The following is a 12,593-nucleotide window of genomic DNA, read 5'->3' as shown; positions in this document are numbered from 1 at the left end:
CAAGCGGCAAGCTGTAAACTTCGCGTCACCGCCACTTATCTTGCAGCTTGAAGCTCGCCGCTCAAAGCTGTCTCGCAGAGACCTCCATGACTGATCAACAACGCCTCGAACTCGAAGCCGCCGCCTTCCGCCGGCTGGTCGCCCACCTGGACAGCCGCAAGGACGTGCAGAACATCGACCTGATGAACCTCGCCGGCTTCTGCCGCAACTGCCTGTCGAAGTGGTACAAGGCCGAAGCGGACGAGCGCCAGATCGAAGTCAGCCTCGACGACGCCCGCGAAGTGGTTTACGGCATGCCGTACGCCGAGTGGAAAGCCCAATACCAGCAAGAAGCCAACGCTGAACAACAAGCAGCGTTCGCCAAAGGAAAAACCCATGAGTGATCTGAACACCCTGCGCGCCAGCCTCAAAAGCGGTGAACACGCTTTCGCCGACACCCTGGCGTTCATTGCTGCCGGTTACGACTACCAGCCGCAAGCCTTCAACAACGGTGGCGTGGAAAACGCCGCCGGGCAGAACGAAGGCTCCTGCAAGACTCTGGGTCTGGCACTGCTGGAAGGTCTGAGCGATGAAGAAGCGCTGTTGGCGTTTGGTGAGCATTACCGCTCGGTAGTGGCCACGCCAGAGGGCAGTGATCACGGCAACATTCGTGCGTTGATCAAGCACGGTCTGGCCGGTGTGAAATTCACCGCACAGCCCCTGACTCGCCGCTGATTAAGATCAAAAGATCGCAGCCTTCGGCAGTTCCTACACCCTGATCGTTCCCACGCTCTGCGTGGGAATGCAGCTGGGGACGCTCCGCGTCCCAACGGACGCAGAGCGTCCAGATGAGGCATTCCCACGCAGAGCGTGGGAACGATCATCACGTAGCTGAAATTGCGGGCACAAAAAAACCGGCCAATCTGGCCGGTTTTTTTATGCCTGCGATTTAGAACGAAGCGTTCTGCAGACCGTCCAGGTAACGCTCGGTGTCCAGTGCCGCCATGCAGCCGGCGCCGGCCGAGGTGATCGCCTGACGGTAAACGTGGTCCGCCACGTCACCGGCAGCGAAGATGCCTTCGACGCTGGTCGCAGTGGCATTGCCTTCTCGGCCGCCGTGCACCACCAGATAACCGTCTTTCAGGGTCAACTGGCCTTCGAACAGCGAAGTGTTCGGGGTGTGGCCGATGGCGATGAACACGCCGTCGACGGTGATTTCGTCGAAGCTACCGTCGTTGTTCTTCAAACGCGCACCGGTCACGCCCATGTTGTCACCCAGCACTTCGTCGAGGTTGGCGTTCAACTTGAGGATGATCTTGCCTTCAGCGACGCGAGCGTTGAGCTTGTCGATCAGGATCTTCTCGGCGCGGAAGGTTTCGCGACGGTGGATCAGGGTCACGGTGCTGGCGATGTTGGCCAGGTACAGTGCCTCTTCAACTGCAGTGTTGCCGCCGCCGACCACTGCAACGGGTTTGTTGCGGTAGAAGAAACCGTCGCAGGTTGCGCAGGCCGAAACGCCTTTGCCCATGAACGCTTCTTCCGACGGCAGACCGAGGTAACGAGCGCTGGCACCGGTGGCGATGATCAGAGCGTCGCAGGTGTAAGTCGCGCTGTCGCCGGTCAGGGTGTAAGGCTTGGCGGCGAAGTCGACGGCGTTGATGTGATCGAAAACGATCTCGGTTTCAAAACGCTCGGCGTGTTCGCGCATACGTTCCATCAGGGCTGGACCGGTCAGACCGTGGACGTCGCCCGGCCAGTTGTCGACTTCGGTGGTGGTGGTCAGTTGACCGCCAGCCTGCATGCCGGTGATCAGCAGTGGCTTGAGATTGGCACGGGCCGCGTATACCGCAGCGCTGTAACCGGCAGGGCCGGAACCGAGAATAATCACTCGCGAATGACGGACTTCAGACATGACCTGCTCCTGTTGACCGGGCCGAAAAAAATGGCGCGGATCGCCGGACTGCCGGCGGGAATAAAAAAGGACTGTGGAAAACCTTGGGGAAGGCTTGAGCTCGACAGTCCTGTAAAAAGTTGGGTGCAGCGTATCGAGGGGGGCAAGATTAAGGAAATACGGTTTAACAATCCAGCTCATAGGTGGTCTCTATGCCGACACACTGACGAGATGGACGTCTTTGTTACAGTGAATGTCGATCGCTCTACCGCGCTTTCGCCGCCGTTGCAAAGTCGGTAAGGTCGGCGCGTTTTCCCTTGCTCGGAGCACCTTATGCCCGCCCCTGTTCTGTCCGGCCCGCAATACCTGCGCGAAGGCCTCAAACTGGTCTTGAGCCCTGGCTTGCGCCTGTTCGTGTTGTTGCCGCTGGCGATCAACCTGGTGCTGTTCGTCGGATTGATCTATCTGGCCGGCCACCAGTTCAGCCTGTGGGTCGATACTCTGATGCCGTCGCTACCCGAATGGCTGAGTTTCCTCAGCTACATCCTCTGGCCCCTGTTCGTGGTGCTGGTGGCGTTGATGGTGTTCTTTACCTTCACCATGCTCGCCAACGTGATCGCGGCACCATTCAACGGTTTCCTCGCGGAAAAAGTCGAAGTGGTCGTGCGCGGCACCGATGACTTCCCGGCGTTCAGCTGGGGCGAACTGATCGCCATGGTCCCGCGCACCCTGGCCCGGGAAATGCGCAAACTCGGTTACTTCCTGCCCCGCGCCATCGGCTTGTTCATCCTCTCGTTCATCCCGGTGGTGAACATCATCGCCGCGCCGCTGTGGCTGCTGTTCGGTGTATGGATGATGGCGATCCAGTACATCGACTACCCGGCGGACAACCATAAACTGGGCTGGAACGAGATGCTCGCCTGGCTGCGGCAGAAGCGCTGGCAGAGCATGAGCTTCGGCGGGATTGTCTATCTGGTGCTGCTGATTCCGGTGGTGAACATCCTGATGATGCCGGCCGCCGTGGCCGGGGCGACGTTGTTCTGGGTGCGTGAGCGCGGTGCCGAGAACCTCGTGACTCAGCGCTAACGCGGCGTCACAAATCCATCATCCGAACGTCACAACGACGACATAGCTTCAGTCGACACTGAGGCCATGACGACAGCTCTACATATCACCCTCATCAGCGAAACCTTCCCTCCTGAAATCAACGGCGTGGCCAATACCCTTGGCCGCTTGTGCGACGGCTTGCGCGCGCGCGGGCACCGTGTCGATCTGGTGCGCCCGCGTCAGGCCAGCGATCCACAGCGCAGTGAAGATGACGCGCTGCTGCTGCTGTGCCGAGGCTGGCCGTTGCCGGGGTATCCGGGGCTGCAATGGGGTCAGTCGTCGATGCACAAACTGCTGCGTCGCTGGAAGCGTCAGCGCCCGGACGTGTTGTACATCGCCACTGAAGGGCCGCTGGGCCTGTCGGCGCTGCGTGCGGCACGGCGTTTGGGGATTTCCGTGGTCAGCGGTTTCCATACCAATTTTCAGCAATACACCAGTCAGTACGGCCTCGGCTTGCTGACGCGAATGCTCACGCATTATCTGCGCTGGTTTCACAATCGCTCGGCCATGACGCTGGTACCGAGTGTCAGCCAACGCCTGGAACTGGAGCGGCGGCATTTCGAGCGGTTGGCGCTGTTGTCACGTGGAGTCGACAGCCAGCTGTTTCATCCGAGCAAACGGCTGAATGCATTGCGTGAGCAGTGGGGTCTGTCCGAGCAGGACATTGCGGTGATTCATGTCGGACGCCTCGCGCCAGAGAAGAACCTTGGCTTGCTTAAACGTTGCTTCGAAAAACTGCGCGACACTTATCCACAACACAATCTGAAACTGATCGTGGTTGGCGACGGGCCGCAACGGCTAGCGCTGGAAAAGGAACTGCCCGAGGCAATTTTCTGCGGGGCGCAGCGCGGTGAAGCGTTGGCGGCGCACTATGCGTCCGGGGATCTGTTTGTATTTCCGAGCCTGACGGAAACCTTCGGCAATGTGGTGCTCGAAGCGCTGGCTTCAGGGCTGGGCGTGGTGGCTTACGATCAGGTTGCGGCGGCGCAACATATTCGCCATGGCTACAACGGCGTGCTGGCGATGCCCGGTGATGAGCAGGCGTTTTGCGAGGCGGCGGCGTGGTTACTGGAGGAAGATGAGACGTTGCGCTGTGTGCGCCTGAATGCGCGGCAGCATGCGAGTCGCCAGGGGTGGGCGGCGATTATCGAGCAGTTTGAAGGGCACTTGCGCGGGGCATGTTTGGGGGAGTTGGTGGTGCCGAATGCGCAGACATTGCCATGAGTCTGTGCTGACCTGACAACCGCCTTCGCGAGCAGGCTCGCTCCCACATGGAATCTTCAGTGGACACAAATTTTGTGAACAGCAGAGAAACTTGTGGGAACGAGCTTGCTCGCGAAGAGGCCAGTGAAGGCGCCGCTTAAACCAGCGTCATCAACGCCTCACGGCTGAACGGCAAGATGTCCTGCTCACGCCCTTCGCGGACTTTCTGCGCCCAGTCCGGGTCGACCAGCAGTGCACGCCCCACCGCCACCAGGTCGAATTCCTCTTTGTTCAGACGCTCCAGCAGGTTCTCCAGACTGGCCGGTTGCGCGACCTTGTCGGTGTTGACCATGAACTGCAGGAACTCGCCATCCAGCCCCACGCTGCCGACGGTAATGGTCGGCTTGCCGGTCAATTGGCGTGTCCAGCCGGCCAGGTTCAAGTCAGAGCCGTCGAACTCCGGCTCCCAGAAACGCCGCGTCGAGCAGTGGAAAATATCCACGCCGGCATCGGACAGCGGCTTGAGGAATTCACCCAACGCTTGCGGGGTTTGCACCAGACGCGCGGTGTAATCCTGCTGTTTCCATTGCGAAAAACGGAAGATGATCGGGAAACCCTCACCGACCGCTGCACGTACCGCTTGAATCAGTTCGATGGCGAAACGCGAACGGTTGGCCAGGCTGCCGCCGTATTCGTCGGTGCGCTGGTTGCTGCCTTCCCAGAAGAACTGGTCGATCAGGTAACCGTGAGCGCCGTGGATTTCCACGCCGTCCATGCCGATGCTTTGTGCATCTTTGGCTGCTTGAGCGAACGCGGCGATCACGTCCTGAATGTCTTGTTTGCTCATGCCGTGAACCACGACCTGACCGTCCTTGAGTTTTTCCGACGGGCCGTAAGCCGGCACGCTGGCGTCCGGCTCGGTGCCGATGCGGCGCACGCTACCCACATGCCAAAGTTGCGGAACAATCTTGCCGCCCTCGGCGTGAACGGCGTCGACGACTTTCTTCCAGCCGGCCAACGGCGCTTCACCAAAGAATTGCGGCACGTTCGGGTAACCGTTGGAAGCAATGTGGCCGACGGTGGTGCCTTCGGTGATGATCAGGCCGACACCAGCCGCGGCGCGACGACGGTAGTACTCGATGACTTTCGAACTAGGCACGCCGCCCGGGGAAAACGAGCGGGTCATTGGCGCCATGACCACGCGGGTCGGCAGTTCGAGGGCACCGAGTTGGAACGGTTTGAACAAGGCTTGAACGGGCATCGAAAGGCTCCACGAAAACGTTATCGACAGGGCATAAAACCATATGACGGCGATAATATGCGCAGCGGAGCCAGCGCGATAGCACTATTGATCTGAATGATTAAGGGTCAAAAGGCAGGCAAAAAAATCGCCGCCCGAAGGCGACGATTTTCGTGTATCAGCTCAGCGCTTTTTCAATCGCATGAACAATGGTCGGATCATCCGGCGCCGTGCGCGGCGAGAACCGGGCCAGCACCCGGCCGTCCTTGCCGAGCAGAAACTTCTCGAAATTCCAGGTGATGTCACCGGGAAATTCCGCGCCCTCGCCCGCCAGCAGACGGTAGAGCTGGTGCCGCTCGTGACCGTTGACTTCGAGCTTGCTCGACAACGGGAATGTCACGCCATAGTTGAGGCTGCAGAACTCTTGAATTTCCTTTTCGCTGCCCGGTTCCTGGCCGGCAAACTGGTTGCACGGCAGGCCCAGCACGCTGAAGCCTTTGCCTTTAAATTGCTGATAGAGGTTTTCCAGCGCCGCGTACTGAGGCGTCAAGCCGCACTTGGAGGCGACGTTGACCACCAGCACGACTTGGCCCTTGAACGGCGCCAGCGGTAGCTCCTGACCATCCAGGGCTGTCAACTTAAGGTCGTGAAAAGCACTCATGACGAACTCCAAGATTCCCGTGTTCTACTCGAAACAGCCACTTGGCGAGGTCACCAAGGACAGCCGCGGACTAAAAAGGCGCCCGCAGGCGCCTCTCCAGTACTCGAAGCTTAGCGCAGAAAATCAGTGGTGATGGCCACCTTCGCCATGGACGTGGCCATGAGCGATTTCTTCCTGGCTGGCGTCACGGATGTCAACGATCTTCACTTTGAAGTTAAGGCGCTGACCGGCCAGTGGGTGGTTGCCATCAACCGTCACGTCGTCGCCGTCCAGATCACGGATGGTGACGATCTGCATCTGGCCGTCCGGCGCCGAAGCGTGGAACTGCATGCCGACTTCCAGCTCGTCAACGCCTTCGAACATGCTGCGGCTCAGGGTGCTGACCAGCTCGGCGGCGTATTCGCCGTAAGCGTCTTCCGGCTCAACGGAAACTTCCAGTTCGTCACCAACAGCTTTGCCATCCAGAGCTTTTTCCAGGCCCGGGATGATGTTGCCTGCGCCTTGCAGGTAGACCAGCGGAGCGCCGCCGGCGGAGCTGTCGATGACCTCACCAGCGTCGTTGGTCAGGGTATAGTCGATGGAGACAGCCTTATTGGCGGCGATCAGCATGGGGCGAGACCTTTTGCAGAAGAATATAGAAAGGCCAAGTTTAGCGAAGCAATCGCGCGAAAGCGAACACAACCCGGACAAACGGGTTTCGACGATTACCGGTTTCCATCAGGACGAGGAAGGTCACTGGGTTGCCGAACTTTCCTGTGGCCATACCCAACACCTGCGCCATCAGCCGCCATGGCAAACCCGGGCGTGGGTACTCGACCCGGCGCAACGTATTGAAAAAATAGGCCAACCCTTTGCCTGTGGTTGGTGCGCACAAGGCTCGGTTAGCGCTAACCTTGGCGACTGAATTTCGGCAGATTGTCAGAGATAGATGATCGCCATTGCCATGCAACTTTAGAGAATTCGCATGCAAACTTTTTTTATCGCACCCACCGATTTTGGCGTGGGTCTGACCTCCATCAGCCTCGGGCTGGTGCGCACGCTTGAGCGCGCCGGGCTGAAAGTCGGCTTCTTCAAACCGATTGCCCAACCACACCCAGGCGACACCGGCCCTGAGCGTTCCACCGAGCTGGTGGCGCGCACCCACGGTCTGAAACCGCCGCAACCGTTGGGTTTGGCCCACGTTGAGCGGATGCTCGGCGACGGTCAGCTCGATGAGTTGCTTGAAGAAATCATCACCCTGTATCAGCAAGCCGCCATTGGCAAAGACGTGTTGGTCGTCGAAGGCATGGTGCCGACCCGCAGCGCCAGCTATGCCGCGCGGGTCAACTTGCACCTGGCCAAAAGCCTCGATGCCGAAGTGATTCTGGTCTCGGCCCCGGAAAACGAAGTGCTTGCCGAGCTGTCCGGCCGTGTCGAATTGCAAGCGCAATTGTTCGGTGGCCCGAAAGACCCGAAAGTCCTCGGAGTCATCCTCAACAAGGTCAAAACCGAAGAAAGCATGGACGCCTTCGCCACGCGTCTGAAAGAGCATTCGCCGTTGCTGCGCAGCGGTGATTTCCGCTTGCTCGGTTGCATCCCGTTCCAACCCGAACTCAACGCACCACGCACCCGCGACGTTGCCGACCTGATGGGCGCGCAAGTGCTCAACGCAGGTGATTACGAAACCCGCCGGATGACCAAGATCATCATTTGCGCACGGACCATGCGCAACACCGTCGAGCTGCTCAAGCCCGGCGTGCTGGTGGTGACCCCAGGTGATCGCGACGACATCATCCTCGCCGTCAGCCTCGCGGCGATCAACGGCGTGCCGCTGGCCGGTCTGTTGCTGACCAGCGACACCCTGCCCGATCCGCGCATCATGGACTTGTGCCGAGGCGCGTTGCAGGCCGGTTTGCCGGTGTTGTCGGTGAGCACCGGCTCCTACGACACCGCCAACCTGCTCAACGGTTTGAACAAGGAAATCCCCATCGATGACCGTGAACGCGCGGAGATCATCACCGATTTCGTCGCCAGCCACCTCGACGCCAAATGGTTGCACCAACGCTGCGGTACACCTCGGGAAATGCGCCTGTCGCCGGCGGTGTTCCGCTATCAATTGATCCAGCGTGCGCAAGCGGCGAACAAGCGCATCGTCCTGCCCGAAGGCAGCGAGCCGTTCACCGTGCAAGCGGCGGCGATCTGCCAGGAGCGCGGGATTGCCCGTTGCGTGTTGCTGGCCAAACCGGAAGACGTCGAAGCGGTCGCTCGCGCCCAAGGCATCGTTTTGCCGCCGGGCCTGGAGATTCTCGATCCGGATCTGATCCGCGAGCGCTACGTCGAGCCGATGGTCGCCCTGCGCAAGACCAAAAGCCTCAATGCACCGATGGCCGAGCAGCAACTGGAAGACACCGTGGTGATCGGTACCATGATGCTCGCACTGGACGAAGTCGACGGCCTGGTATCGGGCGTGATCAACACCACCGCCAACACCATCCGCCCGGCCCTGCAGCTGATCAAGACTGCGCCGGGCTGCACCCTGGTGTCGTCGGTGTTCTTCATGCTGTTCCCGGAAGAAGTGCTGGTGTATGGCGACTGCGTGATGAACCCGCATCCAAGTGCCACCGAACTGGCCGAAATTGCCCTGCAAAGCGCGGATTCGGCTGCGGCATTCGGCATCACCCCGCGCGTGGCGATGATCAGTTACTCCAGCGGCGAATCGGCCACTGGCGAAGAGGTCGAGAAAGTCCGCGAAGCCACCCTGCTCGCCCACGAACAACAGCATTCGCTGCTGATCGACGGCCCGCTGCAATACGATGCCGCAGCCAACGCCGAAGTCGCCCGGCAACTGGCGCCGAACAGTCAGGTAGCCGGTCGCGCCACGGTATTCGTCTTCCCCGACCTGAACACCGGCAACACCACGCACAAAGCCGTGCAACGTAGCGCCGACTGCGTCAGCCTCGGGCCGATGCTGCAAGGCCTGCGCAAACCGGTGAATGACTTGCCGCGCGGTGCGCAGGTCGATGACATCGTCTACACCATCGCCCTCACCGCGATTCAAGCCGCCAACCGACCTATGGATGTGTAAATGCTGGATTTTCTACCTGCACCGCTGCGCGGCGTGATTGCCTCGCTGCTGTTGGCACTTAATACGATTCTGCTGTGCTCGTTTCTGTTCTGTGTGGCGCTGATCAAAGTGTTGCCGTTCGACCTTGCCCGACGCGCCTCGCTGTGGCTGATGAGCCACACTCACGAAGCGTGGATCAGCAACAACAAGGGCTGGATGAATCTGGTGCGGCGCACGCGCTGGCACATCAGCGGCCTGCAAGGACTCGATTACCAACACTCATATTTGATCACCAGCAACCACCAGAGCTGGGTCGATATTCTGGTGCTGCAATACGTGCTCAATCGCCGGATTCAGCCGCTGAAATTCTTCCTCAAACAGGAGCTGATCTGGGTGCCGGTGATCGGTCTGGCGTGGTGGGCGCTGGGCTTTCCGTTCATGAAGCGCTACTCCAAGGCGTATCTGGCCAAGCACCCGGAGAAGAAAGGCAAAGACCTGGAAACCACGCGCAAGACCTGCGCGAAGTTTCGCGACAATCCGGTGGGGATTTTCAACTTCGTCGAGGGCACGCGCTTCACCGAAGGCAAGCATGCGCAGCAGCAGTCGCCGTTCAAGTACCTGCTCAAGCCTAAGGCCGGCGGGATTGCCTTTGTACTCGATGCGATGGGTGAACAGCTGGAATCGATCGTCAACGTGACGATTCACTATCCGGCCGGGCGTCCGGGGTTCTGGGATTTGCTCTGCGGCAATGTGCGCGATGTGGTGGTGCACTTTGAAGAGCTGAAGATTCCCCAGCAATTCATCGGCAAGAACTACGATCAGGACGGTGAGTATCGTTTGCAGTTTCAGGGCTGGATCAATCAGCTGTGGCTGGATAAGGATGCGTTACTGGAACAGATGCACCGCGAATACCCTTCCGTATGATCGTTCCTACGCTCCGCGTGGGAATGCCTCACTGGACGCTCTGCGTCCGCTTTAGATGGGACGCGGAGCGTCCCGGGCTGCGTTCCCACGCAGAGCGTGGGAACGATCACGAATCGCCTATGCCCGAATAAAAAAGCCCGCCGATGATCACTCATCCGCGGGCTTTTTCTTGCAGCTAGAAACTCGAAGCTTGCCGCTGCTTTATTGCTTAGATCGCGCCACGCTGACGCAGCAGATCCAGCACTTGCTTGACGCTTTCTTCCACACTCAGCGTCTGCGTGTCGATCACCAGATCGGCATTCAGCGGCACGTCGTACGGGAAGGATTCGCCCGGGATGTTGTCGCCAGCGGCGGCATACAGACCTTGCGGATCACGCTCGGCGCACACGGCCGGCGAGGCCTGCACGTAGACCGTCAGCAGACGATCCTTGCCGATCAGTTCCTTGGCTTGCTCACGCCCTTCAGCGCTTGGCGCGACGAACGAGGCCAGGGTCAGCAGACCGGCTTCGTTGAACTGACGCGCGACATGCGCGGCACGGCGCCAATTTTCAGTGCGACCGGCACGATCCTGTGGCAGGCCTTTGTTGAGATCCTGACGCAGGTTCTGACCATCCAGCACAAACACCGCACGGCCCATGTCGAACAGCTTGCGCTCGACTGCGTAAGCCAGCGTGCTCTTGCCCGCGCCCGACAGGCCGCTGAACAGCACGGTCGCCGGTTGCTGGCCGAAACGCTGAGCACGTTCTTCAGTGGCCACATGCGCCAGCTTGCCGTGATGCGTGGCAGTGCCGTGCGTCACAGGCTGCGCGACGATCATGCCGGCGCCGACGGTGCCGTTGGTCAAACGGTCGATGATGATGAACGCGCCGGTGGTGCGGTTGCTTTCGTAGCCGTCAAGGGCGATCGGCGCGTCGAGCGCGATCTTCACCTTGCCGATTTCGTTGAGCTGCAACGCGCTCGCCGGGCCTTCTTCCAACGTGTTGACGTCGACCTTGTTGACGATGCTGGCAATCGAGCCCGGCACGTAACTGGTGGCGCGTTTGATGTCGTATTTCTTGCCCGGCAGCATCGGCTCTTCAGCCATCCACACCAGCATCGCTTCGAAGCTGTCGGTGACCGGCGGCACGTTGTCGGCATGCACCAACAAGTCGCCACGGGAGATGTCGATTTCGTCTTCCATGGTCAGCGTGACCGCCTGACCTGGACCTGCGTGCTCCAGCTCACCTTCGAAGGTAACGATGGATTTTACGCGGCTGCTCTTGCCCGACGGCAGCACCACGACTTCATCGCCCTTGTGCACGATGCCGCTGGCCAGGGTGCCAGCGAAACCACGGAAGTTCAGGTTCGGACGGTTGACGTACTGCACCGGGAAACGCAGATCGGTGAAGTTGCGATCGCCCGCGACTTCCACAGTCTCGAGGATTTCCATCAGCGACTGGCCTTTGTACCAAGGCGAGCGCTCGGACTTGTTGACCACGTTGTCGCCTTTGAGGGCAGACATCGGCACGAAATGCATGCTGGTCGGCTTCATCTTCAAGCCTTCAGCGAACTTCAGGTAGTCAGCCTTGATCGACTCGAACACGCCTTCATCGAAGCCCTTCAAGTCCATCTTGTTGATGGCAACGACGATGTGTTTGATCCCCAGCAGGGAAGCGATGAAGCTGTGGCGACGGGTCTGGGTCTGCACGCCGTAACGGGCGTCGACCAGAATGATCGCCAGGTCACAGGTGGACGCACCGGTGGCCATGTTGCGGGTGTACTGCTCATGGCCGGGGGTGTCGGCGATGATGAATTTGCGTTTCGCGGTGGAGAAATAGCGGTAAGCAACATCAATGGTGATGCCCTGCTCGCGCTCGGCCTGCAGACCGTCGACCAGCAACGCCAGGTCGATGTCGTCACCGGTGGTGCCGACTTTCTTCGAGTCGCGGGTGATCGCTTCGAGGTGATCTTCGTAGATCATTTTCGAGTCGTGCAGCAGGCGCCCGATCAGGGTGCTCTTGCCGTCATCGACGTTACCGCAGGTCAAAAAGCGCAGCAGTTCTTTACGTTCGTGCTGGCCCAGGTAGGCGAGGATGTCCTCGCTGATCAAATCAGATGCGTGGCTCATTGCATTCAAGCTCCGAGCTGTAAGCTTCAAGCGGCAAGCTTGTCGGCGTACAGCTAGTCAGAAATTTTGTTGATCAACCCGCCCAGCATTCTAGAAAGCTCACGGGTTTCCATAATCCAATTTTCAGCCAGCGGTTCTGCGATGTAAGCGATATCTCGGCCTATCAGGATCTGGGTGCGCAACTCTCCGCAAGAAGCCTTCGCGATCCAAAGAAAGTGCACCTTTTCTTTGCAACTCCGACGCTCCATGCCTTCAGCAATATTGGAAGGCACTGACATTGCAGAGCGGGTGATCTGATCCTTGAATCCAAAATCCCCGCATCGCGCAAACTCTCTAAAAATCCCCACCGCTAAACATTTGCTTCGCTGCCAAACAACCAGTTTCTCGAAATCCATTACGAGTCATCCGATTCCGGCTCGCAGCAACCGGCCGCAAGCG

13 protein-coding genes are annotated in these 12,593 nt (G+C 59.5%); 7 read left to right on the top strand and 6 right to left on the bottom strand.

Features of this window, described 5'->3' with window-relative positions; translation table 11 throughout:
* The first annotated feature begins 86 nt into the window (after positions 1–86).
* Positions 87–383, top strand: coding sequence for a DUF1244 domain-containing protein (locus tag ACZZ0G_RS16525; protein ID WP_064387982.1), 297 nt, complete (start codon positions 87–89; stop codon positions 381–383).
* Entirely contained in the window at positions 376–714 is a 339-nt protein-coding gene (locus tag ACZZ0G_RS16520; RefSeq protein WP_102900671.1) for a HopJ type III effector protein, read from the top strand. The genes ACZZ0G_RS16525 and ACZZ0G_RS16520 overlap by 8 nt, the downstream gene beginning before the upstream one ends.
* 214 nt (positions 715–928) lie before the next feature.
* On the opposite strand, the gene trxB is transcribed toward ACZZ0G_RS16520, so the two are convergent.
* Complete coding sequence (gene trxB, locus ACZZ0G_RS16515) at positions 929–1,891, bottom strand: thioredoxin-disulfide reductase (RefSeq protein ID WP_007912350.1); 963 nt, start codon at positions 1,889–1,891, stop codon at positions 929–931.
* Between the two features lie 312 nt (positions 1,892–2,203).
* Here trxB and cysZ point away from each other — a divergent pair, with 312 nt between their 5' ends.
* Both cysZ and ACZZ0G_RS16505 read left to right on the top strand, forming a co-directional pair.
* Complete coding sequence (cysZ, locus tag ACZZ0G_RS16510; protein ID WP_007912358.1) at positions 2,204–2,956, top strand: sulfate transporter CysZ; 753 nt, start codon at positions 2,204–2,206, stop codon at positions 2,954–2,956.
* 42 nt (positions 2,957–2,998) lie between these two features.
* Positions 2,999–4,201, top strand: coding sequence for a glycosyltransferase family 4 protein (locus ACZZ0G_RS16505; RefSeq protein ID WP_463558864.1), 1,203 nt, complete (start codon positions 2,999–3,001; stop codon positions 4,199–4,201).
* Between the two features lie 136 nt (positions 4,202–4,337).
* Here ACZZ0G_RS16505 and ACZZ0G_RS16500 read toward each other — a convergent pair whose 3' ends face one another.
* The 3 genes from ACZZ0G_RS16500 to ACZZ0G_RS16490 form a co-directional block, all read right to left on the bottom strand.
* On the bottom strand, positions 4,338–5,441 hold the full coding sequence (locus tag ACZZ0G_RS16500) for an NADH:flavin oxidoreductase (RefSeq protein ID WP_463556828.1): 1,104 nt from the start codon (positions 5,439–5,441) through the stop codon (positions 4,338–4,340).
* Between the two features lie 157 nt (positions 5,442–5,598).
* Entirely contained in the window at positions 5,599–6,081 is a 483-nt protein-coding gene (locus ACZZ0G_RS16495; protein ID WP_463556827.1) for a glutathione peroxidase, read from the bottom strand.
* 123 nt (positions 6,082–6,204) lie between these two features.
* Positions 6,205–6,690 (bottom strand): FKBP-type peptidyl-prolyl cis-trans isomerase, encoded by a 486-nt coding sequence (locus ACZZ0G_RS16490; protein ID WP_008085027.1) that lies wholly within the window; start codon positions 6,688–6,690, stop codon positions 6,205–6,207.
* Between ACZZ0G_RS16490 and ACZZ0G_RS16485 the strand changes: the two genes are divergently transcribed.
* From ACZZ0G_RS16485 to ACZZ0G_RS16475, 3 genes are read left to right on the top strand one after another with little or no spacing between them, the layout of a single operon-like run.
* Positions 6,659–6,985, top strand: a complete 327-nt coding sequence (locus tag ACZZ0G_RS16485) for a DUF3565 domain-containing protein (RefSeq protein WP_463556826.1) — start codon at positions 6,659–6,661, stop codon at positions 6,983–6,985. The genes ACZZ0G_RS16490 and ACZZ0G_RS16485 overlap by 32 nt on opposite strands.
* 60 nt (positions 6,986–7,045) lie before the next feature.
* Positions 7,046–9,145 carry a phosphate acetyltransferase gene (gene pta, locus ACZZ0G_RS16480; RefSeq protein WP_463556825.1) on the top strand — a complete coding sequence of 700 codons (2,100 nt, stop codon included), beginning with the start codon at positions 7,046–7,048 and terminating at the stop codon, positions 9,143–9,145.
* Entirely contained in the window at positions 9,146–10,048 is a 903-nt protein-coding gene (locus tag ACZZ0G_RS16475) for an acyltransferase (protein ID WP_463556824.1), read from the top strand.
* A gap of 208 nt (positions 10,049–10,256) precedes the next feature.
* On the opposite strand, the gene cysN is transcribed toward ACZZ0G_RS16475, so the two are convergent.
* Both cysN and ACZZ0G_RS16465 read right to left on the bottom strand, forming a co-directional pair.
* Positions 10,257–12,155 carry a sulfate adenylyltransferase subunit CysN gene (cysN, locus tag ACZZ0G_RS16470; RefSeq protein ID WP_463556823.1) on the bottom strand — a complete coding sequence of 633 codons (1,899 nt, stop codon included), beginning with the start codon at positions 12,153–12,155 and terminating at the stop codon, positions 10,257–10,259.
* Between the two features lie 53 nt (positions 12,156–12,208).
* Positions 12,209–12,550, bottom strand: coding sequence for a four helix bundle protein (locus tag ACZZ0G_RS16465; RefSeq protein WP_322845923.1), 342 nt, complete (start codon positions 12,548–12,550; stop codon positions 12,209–12,211).
* Positions 12,551–12,593: the final 43 nt, after the last annotated feature.

It is taken from the genome of Pseudomonas sp. AC169 (assembly GCF_979258515.1).
Note: the sequence above shows the minus strand (reverse complement) of the source record. Positions and strands in the feature narration are given on the sequence as shown.

Bases quoted from the DNA above. Each gene is read 5' to 3' on its own strand.
- ACZZ0G_RS16525 (WP_064387982.1), top strand. From the start codon at position 87: ATGACTGATCAACAACGCCTCGAACTCGAAGCCGCCGCCTTCCGCCGG.
- ACZZ0G_RS16520 (WP_102900671.1), top strand. From the start codon at position 376: ATGAGTGATCTGAACACCCTGCGCGCCAGCCTCAAAAGCGGTGAACAC.
- trxB (WP_007912350.1), bottom strand. From the start codon at position 1,891: ATGTCTGAAGTCCGTCATTCGCGAGTGATTATTCTCGGTTCCGGCCCT.
- cysZ (WP_007912358.1), top strand. From the start codon at position 2,204: ATGCCCGCCCCTGTTCTGTCCGGCCCGCAATACCTGCGCGAAGGCCTC.
- ACZZ0G_RS16500 (WP_463556828.1), bottom strand. From the start codon at position 5,441: ATGCCCGTTCAAGCCTTGTTCAAACCGTTCCAACTCGGTGCCCTCGAA.
- ACZZ0G_RS16495 (WP_463556827.1), bottom strand. From the start codon at position 6,081: ATGAGTGCTTTTCACGACCTTAAGTTGACAGCCCTGGATGGTCAGGAG.
- ACZZ0G_RS16485 (WP_463556826.1), top strand. From the start codon at position 6,659: ATGGAGACAGCCTTATTGGCGGCGATCAGCATGGGGCGAGACCTTTTG.
- ACZZ0G_RS16490 (WP_008085027.1), bottom strand. From the start codon at position 6,690: ATGCTGATCGCCGCCAATAAGGCTGTCTCCATCGACTATACCCTGACC.
- pta (WP_463556825.1), top strand. From the start codon at position 7,046: ATGCAAACTTTTTTTATCGCACCCACCGATTTTGGCGTGGGTCTGACC.
- ACZZ0G_RS16475 (WP_463556824.1), top strand. From the start codon at position 9,146: ATGCTGGATTTTCTACCTGCACCGCTGCGCGGCGTGATTGCCTCGCTG.
- cysN (WP_463556823.1), bottom strand. From the start codon at position 12,155: ATGAGCCACGCATCTGATTTGATCAGCGAGGACATCCTCGCCTACCTG.
- ACZZ0G_RS16465 (WP_322845923.1), bottom strand. From the start codon at position 12,550: ATGGATTTCGAGAAACTGGTTGTTTGGCAGCGAAGCAAATGTTTAGCG.